Origin of the sequence: Sphingobium sp. LMC3-1-1.1, from assembly GCF_040676285.1 — a bacterium.
In the GTDB taxonomy this organism is placed as follows: domain Bacteria; phylum Pseudomonadota; class Alphaproteobacteria; order Sphingomonadales; family Sphingomonadaceae; genus Sphingobium.
Genome location: NZ_JBEGHQ010000012.1, coordinates 591,350 through 614,170, shown reverse-complemented (window position 1 = coordinate 614,170; position 22,821 = coordinate 591,350). Strand labels below are relative to the sequence as shown.

Genomic DNA, 22,821 nt, shown 5'->3' with positions numbered 1-22,821 from the left:
CAGCGCGCAATCTCACAGGAACAAACCCTAGGCAGCCAGGCCCCGCATGCGCAGCAAGGCGTCGACCTCTGGCGCGCGGCCGGCAAAGGCCCGGAAATTGTCCGCCGCAGGGCGGCTGGCCCCAGCCGCGAGGATTTCGCGGCGGAAAGCGGTCGCGCCGCCGCCGGGGATGTCGGCATGGGCGAAAATCTCGAAGGCGTCGGCCGACAGGAGTTCGGCCCAGAGATAGGAATAATAGCCCGCCGCATAACCGCCCGCGAAGATATGGCTGAAGGCATGGGCGAAGCGGTTCCATTCCGGCGGATGGATCACGGCGACCGCCCGGCGCACCTGATCGAGCATGGCGTTGACCCGCGCGCCCTGCGCCGGATCATAGTCGCGGTGGAGCAGCAGGTCGAAGGTCGCGAATTCGATCTGGCGCAAAATGGCAAGGCCTGCCTGGAACTGCCGCGCCGCCAGCAGCCGGTCGAACATCGCCTGCGGCAGCGGTTCCCCGCTGTCGACATGGCCGGACAGCCCGATCAGCGTGTCCCTGTCCCAGGCGAAATTTTCCATGAACTGGCTGGGCAGTTCCACCGCATCCCATTCCACGCCGCTGATGCCGCCGATGGAGGGCAGGTCGACCTCTGTGAGCAGATGATGCAGCACATGGCCGAATTCGTGGAATAGCGTCACCACGTCGTTATGCGTCAGCAGCGAAGGCCGTTCGCCCGACGGTGGCGCGAAATTGGTGGTGAGATAGGCGACGGGAAGATGCAGCCGATCGGCGTCGCGGAAGCGCGAACGGCAAACGTCCATCCATGCGCCGCCCCGCTTGCCCGCGCGCGCGAACAGGTCGAGATAGACGCCCGCCACCACGCTGTCGTCCGCGTCCAGCACATCATAGAACAGCACGTCCGGATGCCAGGTCGACACGCCCTGGCGCGCGACCAGGCGGACGTTGAACAGCCGGCCGATCAGCGCCTGCGTTCCCGCAAGCACGCGGGGCAGGGGGAAATAGGCCTTCAGCGCCTCCTGATCGACGCCGTGCAGGGTGCGGCGCATCGCTTCGGCGACATAGGAAAGATCCCAGGGCCGCACATCGTCCAGCCCCAGATGGTCGGCGGCGAAGGCGCGCGCGTCGGCCAGTTCACGCTCCCCGACCGGCCGTGCCCGCCGGGCGAGATCGGTCAGGAAGGCCAGCGCCTCGTCAGCGTCGGCGGCCATCTTGGTTTCCAGCGAATGGGCGGCGGAATCGGCAAAGCCCAATATCTGCGCCGCCTCATGGCGCAGCGCCATGATCGCGTCGATCCGTTCACTGTTGTCGTGGCTGCTGTCCTCTGCCTGGTCGGAGGCGCGGGTGTTGTAGGCGCGATAGACCCGTTCCCGCAGCGCCCGGTCCCTGGCGTGATAGAGGATGGCGAGCACGCTGGGCTGGCGCAGGGTGATGAGCCAGCCTGGCAGCCCGCGTTCCTGCGCATAGGCGGCGAGGGTCGCCCTGTCGCTGTCCGGCACCCCTTCGAGCGCCGCTTCGTCGGTGACATGCTCGCTCCAGGCTTCGGTCGCATCGAGCACGGCATTGCCGAATTTGGTGCTGAGGTCGCTCAAGGCGACGCCGATGTCGAGGAAGCGTTGCCGCGCCTTCCCCTCCAGCGCGACGCCCGCCAGGCGGAAGCCGCGCAGGGCAAGATCGACGGCGCGGCGGGCGGCGGGCGGCAGGCCGGCGAAATCGGGGCGGGCGGCCAACCGGGCAACGGCATCGTGATGTGCCCGGTTCTGCCCCGCCTCCATCAGATAGGCGGTCATCAGCGTCTGGGCGGCGGCATGCGCTTCCCGCAATTCGGGCGTATCCGCCACGGAGGAGAGGTGCCCGATCGGGGACCAGACCCGCGACAACAGGAAATCGGCACGCTCGGCGGCGAGGATGACCGCTTCGAAATCATCCTTCCCGCTGGCGGTGATCCCTTCGACGGCGGCGCGGTGGGCTGCGATCGCCTCCTCTATGGCGGGGACGACATGGGCAGGCTGGACGGCGGCGAAATCGGGCAGGTCGCTGTCGGCAAGAAGGGGATTGGCGGTGGTCATGGCTACTCGTGGACTGCTGGCCCCCGTGGGAGGAGGAACAGCCTCTAATTGGGCGCGGGCGCGCCACTGTTCAAGCATTTCCCATCAGGCGAGCGTCACATAGATTTCCGCCTCGATGATCCAGTCGGCGCCGATCTGCCGCCATTTGGCGCTGTAGCTTCCCGATGCCAGGACATGGTCCGAACCGGCGGTCACGCCCTGCCACCGGCCATGTTCCATCGCGATGGGTTCGACCGGCGAGACGATGATATTTTCCGGCGTGCGGGTGTAGACGGCGCGCTTTGCGGCCGCGAATTCCCGCTTCCAGGCCTGGAGCTGCGCCTTGCGGCCGGAGATGACCGCGCTGTCCGATCCGGTGACGAGCAGGGCCTGGGGCGCGAGCAGGGGGGCGATGGCGTTCAGGTCCGCTTCTGCCAGGGCGCGGTTGAAGTCGGCGCGGCGCAGGCGAATGGCAAGTTCGGGGGAGGAGGTCATCGGGCTTCTTTAGGATTTTTGAGCAGGAATAGCCAATGGCTGCCGTCAGGCACGCCGTGCTTCCGGGAGGCTGAACGGCGGCAGACCGGCGGAAATACTGCCTAAATCCGCATCTGGTTCAACAGTCCCAGCGTTGCGGCATAATAGTCCTGATCAGCGGTGGCGGCCGGCAGGTTGCGATCCAGCAGGCGTCCTGCGATCGCGGTGGCGCCCGCGGACAGGGCATAGGGGGCCGTTTCGCCGGTCACGACATTCACCCAGGCCGGCAACGGCTTGCCGGCGCGGTTGAGCGCGGACCAGTAGCGCGCGATGGTGTCGCATGCGCTGCGTCGGCCGCTCATCAGGCAATAGAGCGGCACGCGAATGCCCTCGAAGCCGAAGACCGGATCGCGTCCCTCCGCCGGTTCGACCACGCCCTTCCCCTTGATGTCGAGCCAGTCGGCGGGCAGGCCCGACGGGCCGAAGCGCGCGGCCTTCAGGATCTTGAGGCCGTCGGACGCCAGCGGACCCCAGAAACGGGGTTCCAGCCGGACGAAGCTGTCGATCGCCGGCCACACATAATAGGACGGGTTGATGACCACCCGGTCCGGCCTGGCAAAACCGACCAGGCCCGGCAGCAGCAGGGAGAAGCCGTGACGCTGCACGATCAGCTTCTGCGCGATCGCGCCGCGGATGGCCGCTGACTGATGCAGATAATCCGCCTTCCCCCAGCGGCGGCCCGCCATCAGCAGCGCCCAGGCGATCAGCAGGTCGCCATCGGTCGCATTGTTGGGATCGGCCACCGGATCGGCGCGGCCGGGGGTGAAGCGCCAGCTGTGCAGCGCCACGTCCTTGCGCAACAGGGTCTGGGCGGTCCAGCGCGCCATGCCGTCGAAGGCGGCACTGTCGCCCGCCGCCTGCGCCAGCACCATGCCATAGCCCTGGCCCTCGCTATGGCTGACGCCGCCATTGCCATTGTCGACGATCCTGCCTTCGGGCGCCAGGAAGCGGGCCTTGTAGCCCTGCCAGAGCGCGGGATCGAGCATCAGGCCATCAGCGGATCTGGAAGATTTGGCACGGGCGCAACCGGTCGTCAGCGCGAAGGCGAGGACGGTCAGGACCGTCCGCCGTTCAAATCCCATGGCGCAGTTCGATATGCCCGTCCTGGTTGCGCGAAATCCTGGTGCTGAGCCGTTCGCCGCTGCCCATCTGCCGAAACCATGCGTCATAGGCTCCTTCCAGGATGAAGGGGGCGACTTTTGCCCAGATTCCCTCAGCATCGCCCTCCAGCCTTTCGGGCAGGCCATGGTGGAAGATGTCGATTCCTTCATCGTCCAGTTCGAAACGGACGCTGCCCCAATGCAGCCTGTCCCAGACCATGTTGCCGTGCTGCGTCAGCCTGTCCATGTTCCTGGCGTTGTCGATCGGATGGCTTTTCGCGAGGCGGGCGCCGAGGGCCCGGAAAAATCCCTGCATCTGCTCCGCCGTGGCGGCGGAGGCGATTTCGGCGAGCATCAGGCTGACGAAGCGCTGCGCAGCCTCCCCGCTGGAGGCGAGCATGGCGATGTCCTGATCACCCGCGACCGGGAAGTCCTTCACGAACAACATCAATTGCCTCCGATATTCTGCTTGAGCCCGATAAGTGTCTTGAATTCCTTATATTCACCGAAAGTGTTTATATTCAGTTCCCCGCCCAGCCGGGTATTCGGGCTGACCCGGTAGGAAATCGCGCCGGTCGCCGACAGGCCGAAGCCCGTCTTGCTGATGCTGTCATAGCGGGAGCGGACATCGCTGTTCTGGCTCTTGAGGAAATCCAGAACGCCCTGCGCGCCCGGCTCCGTCGGATAGACCGGCTCACCCTGTTGATCATAGCTTTGATAGCCCGGCGCGACGCTGGCCTGGATGCTCATCGGGCCGTCATTCGTCCAATAGCGGATCGGGAAATTGACGCTGAGGAAGCTTTGCGGGCTGAAATAACCGCCATGGCCGTAGGTGAAATAATTCTGGTTGTTGTCGTAATTCTGGTAATTGACGTTGAAGCCGACGGAAACGCCCGAGCGCGCATTCTGCCACGCGCGCAAATAGCCGCCGGCGTTGATCTCCACACTGTCATTGTCGCGCACTGCCGTGCCGTCATAATGATAGAAGGAACCGTCGGCATAGACGCCATTGCCGTTGCGGTCATAGGACAGGGACAATCCGCCGCCGCTCTTCATGACCGCGCCCCAGAAGGCGCCGGTGCGAGGATCCTCCGTGCCGGCATAGGCAATGATGCTGTCGGTCACGGGCTTGCGGTCGGCCCAGATGCGGGCGGTCGCGTTGGTCGACAGGCGCGGCGTCACCTCGATCCTGCCGGTGACATGTTCCTTGGGGAAACCGAGCGGCGTGACGCCTGCTTCCAGCATCAGCAGCTTGCTGACATAGCTGGCGGTGACGGCGACGCCGGACTGGTGCTGCGTTTCGGCATTTGTCAGCACGGATGGTTGCTCGTCCACGATCCCCTGCGCTTCGGGCGTGGCGTTGGTGCCGAAGCGGGCGAGGCCGGAGCCTGTCGGGCGGCCCGCATCCAGCACGACCGCCGTCGCCTTGACGCCGACCCGGCCCCCGGCGAAGGGCGTGGAGACGGAGGCGCTGCCTGTCATTTCGCGCAATTTGCTGAGGCCCGTCTCGCCGGAGCGGGAGCGGAAGCCGGTGTCGACATCGACGCGCGGGCCGCTTTCACCGGCCGATTCCTGCAATTGCTGATCGATCTCCGCCAGTACCGGATCGGCGGGGACGTTCGTCATGCCATTGCCCTGAACGCCGTAGACCGGATCGCCATAGACGGGGTTGCCGTAAGAGGGCGCTGGTGCCGCCATGCCGGGGAAGCCGGTCGGGGCGGCATAGCCTGGCGCGGTTGGGTAGGCGGGCGCGGCAGCGGGCAAGGGATAGGGTGATGCCGCCGGCTGCTGCGGGGCGAAGCCCATGGGCGGCGCATAGGGCGCCGATATGGCCGTGGGATTGCTGCCGAGTGCGAATGGATTGACCGGCTGCGGCGCGGCCATGGCGCGGAAGGGGTTGGCCGACTGGGGCGCCGCCGCAAAGGGATTGCCGTTCGCCATCATGGTGTCGGGCGCCATGCCTGTCTCACGCATGTAGAGCGCCTTGGCGGTCTTGAGGTAACGCGCCGCATCGCCGTCATTGCCGCGGGTACGGGCCATGCGCGCCGCCGCCATATAGACCCGGTAATCGGCCGGGTGCATCTGGATCGCCTGCTGGGTGACGGCGCGCGCCGTATCCATGTCGCCCGACGCGCTGGCCGTGTCGATCAGGCCCACCATGGCGTCGCGATCGGACGGCTTCTGCGCCAGCAGCATGCGGAAGGTCTGCGCCGCCTGCGCGTTGAGGCCGCCTGATTGGTACAGCCGCGCCAGGGCGGAGAGGATTTCCTCATTGCCCGGCGTCTCGTTCCATGCCGCCTGCAACATGTCGAAGGCCGGGGCGAACTGACCCGCCTGCCGCATTCGGTCCGCCTGCGCGGCGGCGAGCGTCGCCTTCAGATTGCCGAGGCTGCGTTGACCCTGAAGCGACGGGCCGGCCAGTGCCGACGCCTTTTGCACGGCGCTCATGGCCAGGCCGTCCTGCCCGGTCTGCGCCAGGACCCGCACCGCGGCGTCATAGGCGCCCGCATCATTGGCGGGGGCGTCCAGAGCCTGGGCCGCCAACTGGCTTGCGCCGCGCGCGTCGCCCAGTTCCAGCATGCCCTGGGCCAGCGCGCCCATGCGGTCGGCGAAAATGCCCCGCATCTCCGACGCTTGGCGCAGCATGGCGAGACCCTGTCCCTGCGCGCCCCTGGCCCCTGCGGCCTTCGCCTGGACTATGGTGGCGGATATGCCCAGGCCGGCGATGAAATTGCGCATCTCCGCCGTGCGCTGCCCTTCCGGAATGCGCGCGGCGACAGCCTGCGCATCGCCGGTGCGGCCCGCACGGTCCAGGATCAGCGCAGCGGCGTAGAGCGGCTCGGCCTTGTCCGAATAGGAAAGCTGGCGGACGAGCGCGTCCTGCTCCGCCACGCGGCCCTGCTGCTGGAGCAGGCCGGCGAGATCATAGGCGACCCATGGGTCGTCGGGCGCACTGCCCATGGCAGCGCGCAGCAATTGTTCGGCGCGCGCTGCGTCACCGCTATCCAGCGCGGCGCGTGCCTCGTTGCGGGTGGCGCTGGCCTGGGCGATGGCGGCGCCTGAGCCGGCGGCCCCGCCGGACTTGCCCAATTGCCGGTAGAGTTCGGCCGCCTCATTATAGCGGCCCTGCCGTTCATAGACGCTGGCCAATACCGATATGGCAGGCCCCTTGTCGCGGACGTTCGACTGGGTGAGCGTGGTGGCGAGTTGCTCCGCGCGCGCCAGATCGCCCTTGTCCAGCGCCGTTCGGGCCGAGTCGAGATCGGCATAGAAGCGGGCGGACTGCAATGCCTCGGCCCATTTGCCTGCGCTGCCCGTGCGGGAGGCGCGGGCCAGCAGGTCGCGGGCCTGTGCAAATTCGGACTTGCGCAATCGTACGATGCCCATGCCGCCCAGCGCGTCGGCGTCGTTGGGATTGGCGGAAAGCGCCGTGCGGAAGCGGGCGGCCGCGGTGTCGAGTTGTCCAGCCTCCAGCGCCCGGAAGCCGGCGGCGCGGGCATCGCCGCCCCGGTCGCTGCGGGTCGGGCGGGCCGGGCCGGATGGTGCGGCGGCCGCCTGCGCGGGTGCGGCGGGGCGAGCGGCCTGTGCGGGCTGCGGCTTGGCTGCGGCTTTGGGTTGGGGCGCATTGCCGGCAAGGCCGCGCCGTGCCTCCGCATTGGCGGGGTCAATGGCCAGCACCCGGTTATAGGCCTGTCGCGCCAGGTCGCCGCGTCCCTTGGACTGCCAATAGCGAGCCTGCTTCAGCAGCGGGGCGACACCCTGCACCTCCGCATGCGCCAGGGGCATGGTCGTGATGGCGAGCAGAGGCAGGCCGAGGATCGAGATCGTCTTCTTCATGATCATTTCACCGCTTCGAGGCGCTTGGCTTCCTGCCGTTTGAACAGCAGATAGACCGGGGCGGAGATGAGGAAGGCGACCAGCAGGCCGCCCAGGGCGATCAGGAAGGGCCGCTGGCTCATCCAAAAGGCGATCTTCATCCAGACCGGCAGCGATCCGACCCAATAGCCGTTGCCCACCGCAAAGCTGGCCATGCTTTCGCCGTCCACCACGGAAAGGTCGCCCTGGACCTGGGCGTTGATCTTGGTGTCGTTAAGGCCGTTGACCAGAGCGGGCAGCGCTTCGGGATCGCTGGCCAGCAGCGCGACGACGCTGCGATCGGCGTCGAAGGGCGACCGGAAGCCGACGATGCCGCTGAAGCTGTCGGTCCCGGAGAAGAAGCCGTCGACGGTGGCGCTGTCGCTGCGCTCATAAGGGGAGAAGAGGTCGAAGACCCGCTCCACCGGCGTGCGTTCGGTGACGCGCAGCCGACCATCCTGGTAGAAGACGGGCGCGCCGGCGAAGAGCGATTCCGACTGGGCGATCTGGACCGGACCGATCACCAAAAGGTCCTTGCCCGCCATGCGGGCGGCATCGATCGAACGGGTGACGCTGATCCGGATCGCCGGGGTTCCGGTGGCGTCACCAAAGCGACCCATGACGTTCAGGAAGGCCTCCACCACGCCGGGCGTGGGATCGCCGGGCAGCAAGACGACCGTCTCTGCCATGTCCGGCCGCACGGTAAAGGGATAGCCCCCGCCCGCGAAGCTCGCAAGGTTGGGCATGTGCAGCGCATGATAGGCGTGACTGAGGTCGATCGAGCTTTCCGGCAATATGCTCACGCGCACATTGTCGGGCAGCATGCCCTCGCAGCGCTGCTTGGACTGGACCAGCAGGTTGTAGTCGAACACAAGCGAGTTCTGGCCGAACAGGTCATAGCGAGGCAGGATGACGTCGGCGCGCGACGTGTATGCCGTGGGTCGCCCGCCGCCGAACCATTTGTCCCACCAATGTTCGCCGGTCAGCGGCAAGGTGGTCAGATATTGGCCGTTCATCGACAGGTCGAGGCGCGAGCGGGACTTGTCGAGCCAGGGAGCGGAGGGATAGCGGTAGCGCAGGTCGAGCTTGGCCCCCTGGCGCGGCCAGAAGAACAGGTCGGGCGCCACATGGAAACCGGCGCTGAGCGGGCCGGGTGGCAGGCCGATGCCCTGCAGGGCGTAGCGCGGCACGATCTCGCCCAGGCGCACGGGCCGGTCGGTCCGCAGCCAGCGCGGCGCGGAATAGCGGGGGAAGGAAGGCAGGCGCACGCCGTCCAGCGACGCACTCGCCCCGCCGAGCATGCCGCGCCCGATGGCGAGCGCTGCCGCAGCCTGCTTCAGCTGCTTTTCGTCGCTGCCGCTGACGACCAGCAACTGGCCCTCGCTGTCCACCGGGTTGGTGATGATGGTCGCGGCGGGGCCGGCGGGAAGGTTGATCCCGGGGATGCGGCGGCCCGGCGTCACGAACAGCACGGCATTGCCGGCGGGGATCTGGCCAAAGCTAGGCTTGAAGGAATAGCCGCGATAGCTGGCCATGCCGCCGAACCAGGACGCGGTGCTGGCTGCGGCCTCCAACTCGCCATTGGTCGGCTTGCCCGCGAAGACGAAGGGCAGTTTCAGCGCCACATTGTCGTTACGGTCGAAAAAGGGCGCGGGCAGGCGCGCAAGATCGGGCTTCAGCGGCAGCGACTGGGTGGTGATGTTCAGCACCGACCGCGTGTTGCTGACATTGGCCCAGAGCGAACTGTGGAAGGGGTCTTCGCAGTCGCGGGTATAATGTCCGATAAAGCGCAGATTGAGCGAATTGTCGCCCGGCAGGAACAGCGCCGGATTGATCGGCACCGTCACCGTCTGCGCCGTGCCGTCCGAAGGCCGGAGCGGCAGGGCATTGACCACCTCTCCGTTCAGCAGGACGACGATCTGGCTGAGGTCGCCGAGCAGCGAGGGGGAGAAGTTGAAGGCCAGGGTCAGCGAGGCACCGGTCACGACCTGGTTGCTGCGCAGGCCGAAGGGAATGCCATATTCGCCGCGTGTTCCGGCAAGGCGAATGGGGTTTTTGACCTGCAGGTCCTTGAGCAGCAATCGTTGCTGCCTGCCGCTGGATGAAGCGATGGGAGCGGCCGCGGCGGGCGCACTGGCCGGCGCGGCTGGAACCGCGTTGGCGGATGTGGTGGCGAGCGCGCCGGCGGCCGCGGCGGCGGCCATGGCGCGCATCGCCTTCTTGCGGCGACGCGGCAGGCGCCAAATGTCGATGATCGTGTCGATGCCCACGCTGAAGATATCCTTGATGGATTTGAAGCCGGCGACCGGCGCCAGCGGCTTGTCCGATTGCCACGCATCGGCGCGGCCCATGACGGCGCGCACCAGATGACGGGCGTGCACCATGTCGAGCGGCTGGAAGCGCAGCTTTGCCCGGCCATTGTCCATGCGAACGGTGTCGACCGGAATGGTCAGCGTCTCGTCACCCATCGGCAGCGAGATGTCCGTGACATGGCGCCCCTGCAGCGCGAAACCGTCCGGCAGATTCGCCGCCAGACCGCCCAGCGAAATGTCGACGGTCGTGCCGTCGACGACATAGCCGTCGTCGAAATAGAGCGTGACCGGCATTTGCGCGGTGATGCGGATATTCTCGCGCACCTGACGCTGTTCGCGCGCGACGGAAATGGCCGCGATCAGGATCAGCAGGCTGAAGCTGGCCCAAGCGGTGTTGAGCAGCACCGTGTCCCACTGCGCGTCGAACAGGAGCGGGAAATTCAGCTTGATGAAGCCGAAGACCACGCCGAACATCAGCAGCAGGGCGGTGATGACATGCGGCCGCACGGTTGTGCCGTCGAAATAGGTCTGGTCCAGCAGGCCGCCCTTGTCGGTCACGTTGAACTTGCCCTTGCGCGGGTTCAGCAGCGTGAACAGCGTCGGCTTCACCAGGTGGAAGGCGAGCAGCGTTTCGTAGATTTCCCCCCAGAAGGGCCGGCGGTCGCCGCCCTGGATACGTTCGCTGGACATGGTGGAGATGAACAGATGCGGCAGCGCATAGGCGAAGATCAGTGCGGCCGAGGCATGGATGATGTTCTGTCCGCCGATCAGATAGGCGAGCGGGGAGGTCAGGAACACGATGCGCGGCAGCGGAAACTGAAAATGCAGCATCGCGTTCAGGTAGCAAAACCGCTGATGCCAGTTGAGGCCCGGTCCGAACAGCGGATTGTCGATCCGCATGATCTGCGTCATGCCGCGCGCCCAGCGGATGCGCTGGCCGACATGCAGCACCAGCCGCTCGGTCGCGAGGCCGGCCGACAGGCGGACGCCGATATAGGCGGTGTTCCAGCCCATGCGCTGCAGCTTGAGCGCGGTATGGGCGTCCTCCGTCACCGTCTCGCCGGCAAAGCCGTTGGTCTGCTCCAGCGCGGATCGGCGGATGACCGCGCATGACCCGCAGAAGAAGGTGGCGTTCCACAGGTCGTTGCCCTTTTGCACCGCGCCGTAGAACAGATCGCCTTCGCCAGGCAGTTCCTTCACATTGCCCAGATTCCGCTGCACCGGATCGGGCGAATAGAAATGGTGCGGCGTCTGCATCAGCGCGAGCCGCGCATCCTTCTGGAACCAGCCGACCGTCATCTGCAGGAAGGCGCGGGTGGGAACGTGGTCGCAGTCAAAGATCGCGATTAGTTCGCCGTCCGTCTTCTTCATCGCGGCGTTGAGATTGCCTGCCTTGGCATGCAGATTGTCCGCCCGGGTCAGATAACCGCAGCCCGCCTGGCGCGCAAAGGCCCGGAATTCGGGGCGCCGGCCGTCGTCGAGGATATAGACGTGGAACCGGTCGCGCGGATAGTCCATGTCCATCGCGGCGAAGACCGTGTTCTGGACGATCGCCAGGCTCTCATTATATGTCGGGACATAGACGTCGATGACCGGCCATTGATCAGGTTCGCCCTCGATCTCCACAACCGGGCGGTCGAGCGGCCAGCTTGTCTGCAAAAGGCCCAGGACCAGGATGACCCAGGCATAGAGTTCCGCCAGATAGAGGCCCGTGCCCAGCAGGGCCGCGGGCAGGCTGTCGAAGTCCAGCGTGTGGGTCGTGCGCCAGAACAGATAGCGGGTCGACACCAGCAGCGACAATATGCCGATGGCGATGGTCGACCGCTTCCCGGGCGAACGGTTGAACAGGATCACGCCCGCCATGGTCGTCAGCGCGAAGATCCACTGCGACTCCAAATCGAGCGGGACCGTGACGACGGCGATGATGACGGCGGCCACGAAGAGCCCCACCGCAAGCCTGAACAGGGCCTGCGGCGCGAAATGGGAAGGGAGGGACATCAGGCGTCTCCTGTAACCTCGATGTTCGCCTCTCCCGTGGCAGGTGTCAGTCCGATGCGCTCTTCTACCGCGTCCGCGAACAGGCGCAGGTCCTGCAGCGCGGCGCTGGTCGGTGCATATTTGCTGATGAGTTCAAACCGCGCGAGCGCTTCATTGACGGCCTCGTCGCGGCGGATGGTGGCGAGCAACTGGTCCCCGAACAGGTCGCGGACGAAGCTGTGGCTGTGACGCGACAGCTTCTGCCTGTCGTCGAGCTGGTTCAGGACGAAGACAGTGCGGTCGAGCTTCATTGCCGGAGCCGTCGCGCTGAGCCGGTTGAGCGTGGCGAGCGAAGCGGCGGTGGGCAGCAGCGGGCAGATGTGCAGTGCGCAGCGTGGCGTCAGCAGTTCCAGCAGATGCCGGTCCTCCGACGCGACGTCCAGGATCCACACATGGCCGGAATCGAAGATCCGGTCCAGTTCACCCTCCACGCGCGTCGCAAATGTAGCGGAACGGCTCTGGCCATGGCCCTGCAGGACGCTGACGCCGAACGCGACGAGCGGTTCGCCGCCGCCTGCGCCCCATTCCGGCACGGCCTGCGCCGGCATGAAGCCGAAATGCATCTTCAGCGAATCCTGGAAGGTGCAGTCCAGCGCATTCACCTCATAGCCCTTGCCTGCAAGGTGCAGGGCAAGCTGGGCCGTCAGGAAGGTGGTGCCGGTGCCACCCTTGGGCGATTGAACCAGGATGACGGTCATCAATCCAACTCCGAGAAGCGGTTGAAGAATTCCCGGAGGTCGACATCGCTTTTCGGCGCGGGCCGGTGTTGGGACTTGCCATATTGGGCAAAGATCTGACCGGGTTCGGGCGAAGATTGCGGTGCCAGCCGTACAGGGGCCGGCTTTTCGTCCTGCCGGGCCTGCCAGACAGGCAGGGGCGCCGCTTCATCGCCGACAATCTTGCTGTCGCCCAGCACGGCGGCGAAGATAGGCCATAATTCGGTTTCGGAGAATCTGTCCTCAAAGTCGCGATAGGCGAAGTCCTTGCGGTTCAGCTTCTCCAGCAGTTTGCGAGCGTCGCGGCGCATTGGCCCCCCAAAATGCGTAAAACAAAAGTTGATCGTTACTTATATCTAATTTACTATATCTTTCTTAATAGAATGACAGCGCAATGCGACAAAAATTTCAAACTTGATGTGTATCAAGCTGAGACGCTGGGCTGTCCTGGTGTTTCGTTTCTGTACAGCAGCTCTCATCCGCTCGTGCGCGGCCAGCGCTATACTGGCCCTTACTCTTCGGACGACTGATCGTTCCGCGGGACGTATCGGCCTTGCGTCAGGGTGGAGAGCCCCCAGGCATTTTGACGCATGGTCGGGTGATCGCTAGGGAGGCGTCATGATCGTGCTGCTATCCCCCGCCAAGACGCTTGATTTCGAAAGCGCATTGCCACCTCTGCCCGCCACGAGGGCGCATTTCGTCGAGGAGGCCCATAGTCTTGCCAGATCGGCCGCGAGGCTGTCGCAAAAGCGACTGTCGGAATTGATGCATATTTCGCCGCGTCTGGCAAAGCTCAATGCGGAGCGATTTCGCGATTTCCCTGAGCAGCCCGAGCGGCAGGCCCTGTTCGCTTTCGCCGGCGACGTCTATGCGGGCTTTGAAGCGCAGACGCTGGACGAAGCGGGCATCGCCTTTGCGCAGGACCATGTCCTGATGCTGTCGGGCCTTTATGGCCTGCTGCGGCCGCTGGATGCCATCAGGCCCTATCGGCTGGAAATGGGAACGCGCTGGGCGCCGCGCCACAGGAAGCTGACCGACTGGTGGGGTGGCCGCATCGCCGACCTGCTGCGCATGCAGGTGGCGGAGGAAGGATCAGGCGTGGTGCTGAACCTGGCCAGCCAGGAATATTTCGCGGCGGTGGAAGGAAAGCTGGCGGGCATCCGGGTCATCGATGTCGATTTTCGTGAGCCCGGTCCCGAGGGGCCTCGTTTCGTCAGTTTCAATGCGAAGCGGGCTCGGGGCATGATGGCGCGCTGGATGTGCGAGCATCATATCGGCGACGTCGATGCGATGCAGGGTTTCGACAGCGACGGCTATCGCTTCGATCCAGAGGAAAGCACGCCCGATCGCTGGCGTTTCGTTCGGAAGTGATGGGGCGGACGTGACGGGGCCGAAGTAACGGGTCTTGCGTCGTCATCGCGACAGGCATTGAATACCGGGCCTGTGGTTGCGGGAACGCTGGTGTCAGCCATATGGTGAAGTCGTAGGCGGCGGGAAGCAAGAACTTCGCATCTTGCTTCCCGCCCATGATCAGGACTTGGCGGCTGTTGTCTCAGCGGCCTTTCCATCGTTTCCCAGATGCGAGTTCGCCGCTTCCAGCGCTGCCTTCAATGATTTGGGCTTGGCAGGGGCGGCCTTCTTAGCAACGCTCTTTTCCTGGCTGGACGCCTTGGGGGACGTAGCAGTCTTGCCGTTCTCCTTGTCGCTTTTCGGCGCGGCGATCGACAGGCGCTTGCGCGACTGCTTGCTGGCGGACGCAGGGGCGGCGCGACTGCCACGGTTCGAAATGACCGGGGCGGGCGCGTCGGCCTTGTCCTTTTTCGGGGTCGCAGCTTTCGGGGTCACGGCCTTTGCCGGGGCTTTGGGCGCCGCCGCCTTTGTGCCGGGAGAAGGGGCCGGGCTTGCGGCAGCGACCGGTGCCTGTGGAGAGGCGGTGCTTCCGGCAACGGCTGGCTTCCGGCCGAGGCCTGTCTTTTCCGCGACGGCGCGCCGGGTCTGCGAATAGCTTTGGGCGACCAGCGGATAGCTGCTCGGCAGCCTGTAGCGCTCACGATATTGTTCCGGGGTCAGGCCATGAGCGGCCAGATGGCGCTTCAAGGTCTTGTAGGGTCTGCCGTCGATGAGGCTGAGGATATGGTCAGGCGAGGCGAGGCTCTTGCGCACGGAAACCGCAGGCGTGAAGCTCTGGGCAGCGGGTTCGGCAATGGCCGCGGCCGCGTCTTCCGTCAGCGCCGTCCGGGTGGTCCTGATCAGATCGGCGAGGCTTTCGCTCGAAACGCTGTTTCTGGAGACATAGGCGCTAAGCAATTGGACGGTGAGGGCAGTGATATCGTTCTTGTCTTCTTCAGCCATGTGAGCGGACCCGTTTCGTGAGGATGTCAGCGCTATTTGCGGAAATCAACGCGGATTGTAAACGCCGCATTTCCAGTAATGGTCAGCAATATTCGTGCTTGCGCCCAGTCAATCAATTCTCGGAAAGTCGATCCCGTTCCGCGATCGTCGAATTTTCTGTGCGGAAATGGGTTTGATCACTGGTTTTCGACGGCACCCATCCTGGGCATGAAATGACAGTCGCGCCAGTTCCGGTCGCCCTTCGGCACGAACGACACATAGTCACCGTCTATGATGAGCGCGGCCGTCGGGCCGCGATAATATCTGCCCAGCGACAAGGTCCCGCGTTCCAGCGTGAGTCGTCCCTCCGTCCAGATGATCGTTGCCCGGGCATCATCGACATGGAGGGTAAAGCGCCGTCCGGCTGCACATTGCACCTCCATGCCCCGGGCCGCTCCCTGCGCGCTGGCGGGCGCGGTGGCGAGCAAGGCCACGCAGATCATGGCCACGGGCATGAGGGCGGCGGGCATGAGGGAGGCGAAGAAAGAGCCGGAGGTCATTGCCGGAGCCTTGTTGAGACGAACTCTCCTGCTAACTCGCCGCGGATTCGTCGGTTCCTGCGGCAAGGGCATTGGCGATCATCGCGGCCAGCGTTTCTTCCGCCCGCTGCTTGACGGCTGCATCCTTGGACAGCAGGTCGTGCCGTATCCATTGGGGTACCCGGCCGACAATAGTCGTGATGAGATTCGTCAACTTCTCGTCCATGGCTTCGCTATGCGGACACCGCCTGCCTGGGGCAACTGCAAAAGACGTCATCCAGATCAAGCCGCCCCTTCCGCGTTCACGCCTCGCGCCATTGGCCCTGCGCGATGCCGTCCAGCGCCCAGTCGCCAATATTCCAGCGGACCAGCCGCAAGGTGGGATAGCCGACAGCCGCCGTCATTCGCCTGACCTGCCGATTGCGTCCTTCGCGGATCGTCAGCCTTATCCAGCAGTCGGGAACGCTCTTTCGGAACCGGACGGGCGGATCGCGGGGCCAGAGGGAGGGCGCGTCGATGCGTTCGACCTCAGCGGGGAGGGTCAGGCCATCCTTCAGGCGCACGCCACGCCGCAGCGCCGCCAGCGCGGCCTCGTCCGGATCGCCCTCCACCTGTACCAGATAGGTCTTGGGCATCTTGAAGCGCGGATCGGCTATCCGCGCCTGAAGGCGGCCGTCGTCGGTCAGCAGCAACAATCCCTCGCTGTCGAGGTCGAGCCGCCCTGCAGGATAAAGGCCGGGACGGTCGATATAGGCGGCGAGCGTGGGACGGGGTGGTCCCGTCCTTTCATCGGTGAACTGGCAGAGCACGCCATAGGGCTTGTTGAACAGGATGAGTGCCATGACGGATCAGTCCGCGTCGAACGCCAGGCTGCCCAGGTCGATCAACGCCGCGACCAGCATGATCACGGGCGGGGAGGCAGCCAGCCTGGCGTCCACGACCATGGTCGGTTCTCTGCACAGCCCCTCGGCCAGCCGCGCCGTGTCCCCGTCGCAGTCGAAGTCATGGCCGTCCACGAACAGCAGCAGGTCCGGTTCGCCTTGCCGGATGAAGGAAAAACGGCTGGCGGGATTGCGGCTGAGCGGAACGCCTTGGGCCAGGAGGGCGCGCACCGTCTGTTCGTCGGTCGGTTCGTCCGGCCGCCAGTCCATGTCGGCCGACTTGGGCAGGCTGTTATATAGGCCGAACCAGCGGGCGAAGGCGCTGCGGTCGGAGAGAGCCTCCAGCACCATGGCATGCATCCGGTCGAGGGCTGACGCGGCGATCTCGCCGGCATTGGGCTGGCGGCGGAGGTCGGGATCGGCGTAGCGATCCTCGTCCGCCATGTCGTCGGCCTGATGCCGGCACCAGTTTTCGACCAGCTCGGCGCGGGATGGCGCGCGAAAGCCGATGGAATAGGTCATGCAGTTCCCGCCGATCGCCACGCCGTCATGGGCGAAGCAGGGCGGAACATAGAGAATGTCGCCCGGTTCGAGGATATAGTCGTCCGTCGCCTCGAAATCGGGGATCAGGCGCAGGTCGTCATGCGGCAGCAGCGGTGTCGAGGAATCGCATCGCGGGCCGACGCGCCAGCGCCTTCTTCCCAGGCCCTGCACCAGGAACACGTCATATTGGTCGAAATGCGGCCCGACGCCGCCTCCGTCGGTCGCGTAGCTGACCATCACATCGTCGATGCGCCAATCGGGTATGAAGCGAAAGGGTTGGATCATCGCCGCGACATCGGGCACATGATGATCGACCGCCTGCACCAGCAGCGTCCAGGCGCCGTCGAGTTCCGTAAAACGATCCTCCGGCAACGGGCCGCTTTCCATGGCGAGCCGATCCGTCCGCCGGGTGATGAGGCGCGAATCGATGCCCTCCTCGCAGGAAAGCCCGGCCAGATCGTCGGGATCGAGCGGATTGCGCCACACGCTCCACGGGTTGCGGATCAGCAGCGGACGTTTCTGCCAATAGTCGCGCAGGAACAGGTCGATGTCGAAATGGGCGAGGTGCATGCCCCGCCCATGCGCCGTCCGGCGGCTGCTGTCAAAAGGCGCCCTCGAGCGGCGCCCCGGCGCCGTTCAGATGGCCCAGTTGAGATAGAAGTCCTTGAGCGCATGCGCATCATGGAGGGCATTGTGCGGCATCCGGCTGTTGGATGCGGCGCTGAACCCCGCGCCGTTGATGAGTTCGAGGCGCAGCCCGTCCAGCCTGATCATCTCGGCGGGACCGGTTACGAGAAGGGCGCAGAAATGGGCCAGGTCATCGGGCCAGTCAGCGATGATCACGGGATCGCGGTCATGAGCCAGATAGGCCTCCAGATGCTGGGCCGCCTCCACCCGGTTCAACTGATGGTCGACGCCCGGGGGCACGAAGCGCAGATAGGGAATCACATTCTTTTCCACCCAGGGATGGATTTCGGCCGGCAGGGGAAGCGAGACGTAGAAATCCTGGTCTCCGATTTCGGGGACGAGCGCCAGGCTGATCAGGGCGCCGCCAAAGCCGTTGAATTCTGTATCGAGGAAATATCGCATCTCGCTCCTTTGACGCCGCGCCGCATTGCCGTAAAGCCCCCGCTGGCGACGAAACGCCGGGAGCAGATGATATGCAGGCACGCGAATTCATAGGATCGGCGCAGGTTCCCGGTGGCGAGGAACTGACCCTCTATCGGCGGGGCGGGGATTTCATGATCGTGCTCGACCGCAACGAGCTGATGAGCAGCCGGATGAGCGGATCGGAGGAGGCGCTGGCCAATCTCAGTTGCGAGCGGCTGCGCGGCCGGGCGCGTCCGCATCTGCTGATCGGCGGTTATGGCATGGGGTTCACGTTGCGGGCGGCGCTGGCGGCCCTGGACGACACGGGAAGCGTGACAGTGGCGGAACTGGTGCCGGAGATCATCCAATGGGCGCGCGGGCCGATGGTGGAACTGGCCGCAGGGTGCCTGGACGATCCGCGCGTGCGTCTGGTCCAGGCGGATGTGGCCGATGTGATCGGCGCGGCGCGCGGCGTGTACGACGCCATATTGCTCGACGTCGATAACGGGCCGGATGGGCTTGTGCGTCAGGCGAACGACCGCCTCTATTCGGCGCAGGGCATCGCGGCCGCCATCGCCGCGCTGAAGCCGGGCGGCATATTGGCGATCTGGTCCGCTGCTCCCGACGCAAGCTTCGCCCGCCGCCTTTCCCGCGCCGGCCTGGCCGTGGAGGAGGTCGCCGTGCGCGCCCGCAGCAACGGGAAGGGGCCAAGGCATGTCATCTGGTTCGCCACGAAGGGCCCGCGAAGCTGACGCCTGGCTGATCGCCGGCGGGTGTTCGACCAGTGATCGGTTCCTATCGCTTGGAAAATCGCTCTAGCTGGAGGTGGGCTGTCACAATGCAGGTGGCGGACTTCGCAGCGCAGCTTGTGTGCAAGGAAAAACTCTATCGCGGCCTGGCTCAGCGCTTTCTGGAAAGGGCTGAGCCACCCGCCGCATCAGATCGGCAGAACTGAAGGCGGGCGACCGTCCGGACCGGGAGCCGCCCGCTTTCCGGGAGCAGGCCTGCTCCCGAAGGCGTTCGCCAAGTGGCCTCAATCGCCGATGCCGGCCAGCAATTGGTCGAGCTGCGCCAATTGTTCCGGCAATGTCGCTGCCGAACCTTGCAGCGCTTCTTCCAGCGCCGCGGCGGATGGATAGATTTCGTGGAAGCGCAATAATGTCTTTCCGCCCTGATCCTCGAAAGTCACGGTCGTGATCGCACCCTCTTCGCCTTCATCATTGGTCCAGACGATGCGTTCGTTCGGCACTACTTCGAGATATTTGCCGTAGAAGGCCATGCTGTCCGAACCGCCGGTGCCGAATTCCAGGCGATATTTGCCACCCGTGCGGACGTCCATGTCGCATGAGAGGAGCGAAATGCCCGATGCGGATCTGGGCATCCACCAGCGCTGGAACAATTCGGGCTGGCTCCACGCCTGGTAGACCATGCTGGGCGGCGCGTCGAACAGCCGCGTCACGAGAAGTTCGCGAGTCCCCTTGCGTTCGACGGTCGTGCGGTTTTGCTCATTCATCCCTTCTCTCCTGCTTCATTTCGTCGATGATGGCGTCCAGGGCGTCGAAGCGGGCCTCGAAGAGCTTGCGACAGGACTCGATCCATTCGGCCTCCGCGCTGAGGTCGCATTTTCCAAGCGCGCATTTGCGGACCCGTCCGATCTTCCGCGTGACGACGAGTCCCGCCCGTTCCAGCACCTGGACATGCTTCTTCATGCCCGTCAGCGTCATCTGGAACTGGTCGGCAAGGCTGGTGATGGACGCGTCGCCCCGGCCAAGCCGCTCCACGATTCCCCGGCGGGTCGCATCGGCCAGCGCCGCAAAGGAGAGATCGAGGGGAGGTGTTAAACACTGAACCATATGGTTCAGTATCTACGCGATTCGCGCGGAAACCGCAACTGGTTGCGATCCTGCAGCTTCAGCGGTGCTGATTGTCCCTGGGATCGAGATTGCGGATGGAGCCCGTGAGTGCGGAATGGCTTCCTGCCCGCAACATGCGCGCGACGGTCACGACCCCTTCGGGCGACCAGGTCCGGCGCACGACTTCAAGCAGCGGCGTGCCGGCGTCGATGTCCAGCAACGCCATTTCGCGCTGGGATCCTGTGACGGCGCGCAGGACCTCCGTTCCCTGGCGATTGGGTTTGACGAGCATGAGGCGGGAAAACATCGTCTGGCTCGTCAGGTCCATCTCCATCGCGTCCGGAAGGAATCGCGGCGCGATCAGCCGGTCTTCCAGCTCTATCGGCCGATCGTCTTCATGATGAAGGACAATGGCATGGAACAGCATCTCCCGCGGAGACATGTTGAACGCCGCAGCTTCCTCAGGCGACGACTCCCGCAATTCGCGACGCAGCACCTGGGCCTTGTGGCGCCCGCCACGGCGCGTGATCTCCTTGATGATGTCATGGTGGCGATATTCCGTTACATATTCGCTCGGTCCGGCGACGAAGGTGCCGGACCCTGCCCTTCGAATGAGGAATCCGCGCGCCGCCAGGTCGCGCAACGCGTGATGAACCGTCATGCGGCTGACCCTGAACAGGTCGGTCAGGGCCTGCTCGGACGGAATGCGATCCCCGGCCTGCCACTCGCCGCTCATGATCCGGCTGGTGACATGGGCGATGATCTGACCGCGCATTCCCGATGAAAGCTCTGTCCTGTCCATCGCATGGTCCTAGAGCATCGCGGGGCAGAGTGGGAACCGCTTTTGCGCTTGCGAGGGTGCGTCAACAACTGCTTGGCGGGCCCAGGAAAATCTGTATATACATTTTGTGCGGCGCAACGGTTCTGTGCCGGCAGGATTCCACCATCGTCAGGACGATCAAGATGAAATTCATATCCGAGGAAATGTCAGCGTCGCTCATCTCGCACGAAATGGCGTATCAGGCTGCGCGTGAGGCATTCATCGCGGTCGGACGCGACGCCGTCATCTTTCCTGCGGTGTTGGCTCATGGCTCTGCGCCCACGAACCGGATGTCGATCAAGTCTGCGTCGACGTCGACCTTTGCAGGCCTGAAAGTGGGTTCGTTCTGGCCAGGTAATGCCGAACAGGGACTTCCCCGGCACAATTCGCTGATATTGATGTTCGATCAGGATGTCGGCCGGATCGAATGGGTGATCGAGGCCGGGAAGGTGAACGCCTATCGCACGGCTGCTGGGGATGCCGTTGCCGCGGACGCGCTCGCCCGGGAAGATTCGTCGATCCTGTCCGTTTTCGGGGCCGGCAATCAGGCCTTTTACGAGTGCGTTGCCCTCGCGCGCATCCGCCCGATCAAGCAGGTCCTGGTGGTGGCGCGGGACGAGGCGAAGGGGGATGCCTTCGTCGACCTGCTGGCGAAGGCAGGATTGGACGCAGAGCGCGCCGATGCGGAAACCGCTTGCCGGCGGGCCGATATCGTCGTGACCGCGACGCCTTCGCGCGCGCCCCTGTTCGACGCGGACTGGATCAGGCCCGGCACCCATGTCGCCAGCATGGGGTCGGATGCGGCTGGCAAGCAGGAGCTTCCGCCGGCCCTGTTCGAGCGGGCTTCGCTGTTCTGCGACCTGGTGCCGCAGGCTGTGGTAATGGGTGACCTTCAGCATTTTGAGGGCGATCATCGCCTGATCACCCCCATCGGCGACGTCCTGAGCGGACAGGCGCAGGGCCGCACCTCTGCCGAACAGATCACGCTTTTCGACAGTTCGGGAATTGCATTGCAGGATTTGACGATTGCCCAACATCTGATAGCGGCGCGCAACAGGTCCGCGATCCCCGCTGAACTTTCAGACGGCGGCTGAACCGCTTTCGTCGCGGCAGATGATGCCGATTCCGACAGGCGCAGGATCAGCCTATGCCAATGCCGGGGGCAATTATGGCGTCTTTGACAAAGTCATATCCATAGAATGCCCGGCAGGCACATCGCATTCATGAATTCCCTGCGGCCGACTGGATGGTTTTCAAGGCGCGGCATCGCCCTGCGGCGCGATGTCCGGGCCAGATAGGCGGCAGTCCTGAAGGGAAATGGCATGACCAATCCTCACGACCTTTCAGGAGCTTTCGGATTATGAGCATCGTTATCGACCGGCAGGTTGACGCCGTCATCGACATGCGCGCCTATGCGGCTGGCGCGACACCTTCCGGCGACTGGTTTCAGGGCCGTTCGGAACCCGCCTTTTCCGATGCGGCGGTGGAAGTTGCCGCTTTCGCGCTGCGCGGCGAAGGGCAGGTCGACAGGCTTTTGACCGACGAATGCGTCCTCGTCCTTCAGGGGCGCCTCGAAATCGAGAGCGGGGCCGGCAGGCTGGTGGTCGAGGCGGACAATGGCGCGGTGCTGCCGGTCGGCAGCAGCTTCCGTTGGCGCGCATCGGACGATCTTCTGGCCATCATCTACGCCGCGCCGACCCAGGCTGCCGGCAATGTTTCGGAACCGGTGCTGATCGACAAGAATGCGGTACTGTCGCCCTCGAACCCGCCGGCGTCGGAAAATTTGCTTGGCCCGGTTCCGACCTGCCGCTCCCACTCGGACTATATTTCCGCCAACAGGGAGTTTGCCTGCGGCATCTGGGATTCGACGCCCTATCATCGTCGTCTCATTCCCTATCGGCAGGTCGAACTGATGCTGCTGCTCGACGGGAAGGTGACCTTCACCGACGACAAGGGCAGCGTGACTTTCCAGAAGGGTGATGTGTTCATGTTCGTCCGGGGCGATGGCTGCGCCTGGCTGAGCGAGGAATATGTCAGGAAGCTCTATTCGATCCAGCGTCCGGTCGCCTGAGGCGGAACGAAAAGTGGCAGGGCGCGAACCGCTCCGTCAGGCAGCACGCGCCCTTTTCCGGATGGCATCCCTGTCACGGCATCATCTGTCGAGCCAA

The 22,821-nt window shown here is 64.8% G+C and carries 21 protein-coding genes; 4 read left to right on the top strand and 17 right to left on the bottom strand.

Annotated elements, in window-relative coordinates; all coding sequences use genetic code 11:
- Window positions 1–27: 27 nt before the first annotated feature.
- From MRBLMC3_RS13020 to MRBLMC3_RS12985, 8 genes are all read right to left on the bottom strand, one after another.
- Complete coding sequence (locus MRBLMC3_RS13020; protein ID WP_363829386.1) at window positions 28–2,064, bottom strand: M3 family metallopeptidase; 2,037 nt, start codon at window positions 2,062–2,064, stop codon at window positions 28–30.
- Window positions 2,065–2,148: 84 nt separating this feature from the next.
- On the bottom strand, window positions 2,149–2,538 hold the full coding sequence (locus MRBLMC3_RS13015; RefSeq protein WP_363829384.1) for a nuclear transport factor 2 family protein: 390 nt from the start codon (window positions 2,536–2,538) through the stop codon (window positions 2,149–2,151).
- Window positions 2,539–2,639: 101 nt separating this feature from the next.
- Window positions 2,640–3,659, bottom strand: a complete 1,020-nt coding sequence (locus MRBLMC3_RS13010) for a glycosyl hydrolase family 8 (RefSeq protein ID WP_363829382.1) — start codon at window positions 3,657–3,659, stop codon at window positions 2,640–2,642.
- A complete protein-coding gene (bcsD, locus tag MRBLMC3_RS13005; protein ID WP_363752550.1) occupies window positions 3,649–4,125 on the bottom strand; it encodes a cellulose biosynthesis protein BcsD in 477 nt (158 codons plus the stop codon). The genes MRBLMC3_RS13010 and bcsD overlap by 11 nt, the downstream gene beginning before the upstream one ends.
- Window positions 4,125–7,514: a cellulose biosynthesis protein BcsC gene (locus MRBLMC3_RS13000; protein ID WP_363829380.1), complete on the bottom strand. Its 3,390-nt coding sequence runs from the start codon at window positions 7,512–7,514 to the stop codon at window positions 4,125–4,127. Before MRBLMC3_RS13000 ends, bcsD begins: the two co-directional genes overlap by 1 nt.
- A gap of 2 nt (window positions 7,515–7,516) precedes the next feature.
- Window positions 7,517–11,842 carry a UDP-forming cellulose synthase catalytic subunit gene (bcsA, locus tag MRBLMC3_RS12995; RefSeq protein ID WP_363829378.1) on the bottom strand — a complete coding sequence of 1,442 codons (4,326 nt, stop codon included), beginning with the start codon at window positions 11,840–11,842 and terminating at the stop codon, window positions 7,517–7,519.
- Complete coding sequence (locus tag MRBLMC3_RS12990; RefSeq protein ID WP_363829376.1) at window positions 11,842–12,579, bottom strand: cellulose synthase operon protein YhjQ/BcsQ; 738 nt, start codon at window positions 12,577–12,579, stop codon at window positions 11,842–11,844. Before MRBLMC3_RS12990 ends, bcsA begins: the two co-directional genes overlap by 1 nt.
- A complete protein-coding gene (locus tag MRBLMC3_RS12985) occupies window positions 12,579–12,908 on the bottom strand; it encodes a hypothetical protein (RefSeq protein WP_363829374.1) in 330 nt (109 codons plus the stop codon). The genes MRBLMC3_RS12990 and MRBLMC3_RS12985 overlap by 1 nt, the downstream gene beginning before the upstream one ends.
- A 307-nt stretch (window positions 12,909–13,215) precedes the next feature.
- Here MRBLMC3_RS12985 and yaaA point away from each other — a divergent pair, with 307 nt between their 5' ends.
- Complete coding sequence (gene yaaA, locus MRBLMC3_RS12980) at window positions 13,216–13,968, top strand: peroxide stress protein YaaA (protein ID WP_363829371.1); 753 nt, start codon at window positions 13,216–13,218, stop codon at window positions 13,966–13,968.
- Between the two features lie 159 nt (window positions 13,969–14,127).
- Here yaaA and MRBLMC3_RS12975 read toward each other — a convergent pair whose 3' ends face one another.
- From MRBLMC3_RS12975 to MRBLMC3_RS12950, 6 genes are all read right to left on the bottom strand, one after another.
- On the bottom strand, window positions 14,128–14,949 hold the full coding sequence (locus MRBLMC3_RS12975) for a MucR family transcriptional regulator (protein WP_363829369.1): 822 nt from the start codon (window positions 14,947–14,949) through the stop codon (window positions 14,128–14,130).
- Window positions 14,950–15,125: 176 nt separating this feature from the next.
- On the bottom strand, window positions 15,126–15,488 hold the full coding sequence (locus MRBLMC3_RS12970) for a hypothetical protein (protein ID WP_363829366.1): 363 nt from the start codon (window positions 15,486–15,488) through the stop codon (window positions 15,126–15,128).
- A gap of 31 nt (window positions 15,489–15,519) precedes the next feature.
- Entirely contained in the window at window positions 15,520–15,693 is a 174-nt protein-coding gene (locus MRBLMC3_RS12965; protein ID WP_363736592.1) for a hypothetical protein, read from the bottom strand.
- A 76-nt stretch (window positions 15,694–15,769) separates the two neighbouring features.
- Entirely contained in the window at window positions 15,770–16,309 is a 540-nt protein-coding gene (locus MRBLMC3_RS12960; RefSeq protein WP_363752530.1) for a pseudouridine synthase, read from the bottom strand.
- A gap of 6 nt (window positions 16,310–16,315) precedes the next feature.
- Window positions 16,316–17,461, bottom strand: a complete 1,146-nt coding sequence (locus tag MRBLMC3_RS12955) for a cupin domain-containing protein (protein ID WP_363829364.1) — start codon at window positions 17,459–17,461, stop codon at window positions 16,316–16,318.
- Between the two features lie 66 nt (window positions 17,462–17,527).
- Window positions 17,528–17,980, bottom strand: coding sequence for a hypothetical protein (locus MRBLMC3_RS12950; protein ID WP_133651540.1), 453 nt, complete (start codon window positions 17,978–17,980; stop codon window positions 17,528–17,530).
- 71 nt (window positions 17,981–18,051) lie between these two features.
- Between MRBLMC3_RS12950 and MRBLMC3_RS12945 the strand changes: the two genes are divergently transcribed.
- A complete protein-coding gene (locus MRBLMC3_RS12945) occupies window positions 18,052–18,732 on the top strand; it encodes a spermidine synthase (protein ID WP_363736589.1) in 681 nt (226 codons plus the stop codon).
- A 281-nt stretch (window positions 18,733–19,013) separates the two neighbouring features.
- Here MRBLMC3_RS12945 and MRBLMC3_RS12940 read toward each other — a convergent pair whose 3' ends face one another.
- Genes MRBLMC3_RS12940 through MRBLMC3_RS12930 form a run of 3 tightly spaced genes read right to left on the bottom strand, consistent with a single transcriptional unit; the run spans window position 19,014 to window position 20,635 of the window.
- Window positions 19,014–19,493 carry an SRPBCC family protein gene (locus tag MRBLMC3_RS12940; protein ID WP_363736588.1) on the bottom strand — a complete coding sequence of 160 codons (480 nt, stop codon included), beginning with the start codon at window positions 19,491–19,493 and terminating at the stop codon, window positions 19,014–19,016.
- A complete protein-coding gene (locus MRBLMC3_RS12935; RefSeq protein WP_133651537.1) occupies window positions 19,486–19,833 on the bottom strand; it encodes an ArsR/SmtB family transcription factor in 348 nt (115 codons plus the stop codon). The genes MRBLMC3_RS12940 and MRBLMC3_RS12935 overlap by 8 nt, the downstream gene beginning before the upstream one ends.
- A 58-nt stretch (window positions 19,834–19,891) precedes the next feature.
- Window positions 19,892–20,635: a UTRA domain-containing protein gene (locus tag MRBLMC3_RS12930; protein ID WP_363829361.1), complete on the bottom strand. Its 744-nt coding sequence runs from the start codon at window positions 20,633–20,635 to the stop codon at window positions 19,892–19,894.
- A 161-nt stretch (window positions 20,636–20,796) separates the two neighbouring features.
- On the opposite strand from MRBLMC3_RS12930, the gene MRBLMC3_RS12925 reads away from it, so the two are divergent.
- Window positions 20,797–21,747, top strand: a complete 951-nt coding sequence (locus tag MRBLMC3_RS12925) for an ornithine cyclodeaminase family protein (protein WP_363736584.1) — start codon at window positions 20,797–20,799, stop codon at window positions 21,745–21,747.
- A gap of 266 nt (window positions 21,748–22,013) precedes the next feature.
- Window positions 22,014–22,724 carry a cupin domain-containing protein gene (locus tag MRBLMC3_RS12920; protein WP_363829358.1) on the top strand — a complete coding sequence of 237 codons (711 nt, stop codon included), beginning with the start codon at window positions 22,014–22,016 and terminating at the stop codon, window positions 22,722–22,724.
- Window positions 22,725–22,821: the final 97 nt, after the last annotated feature.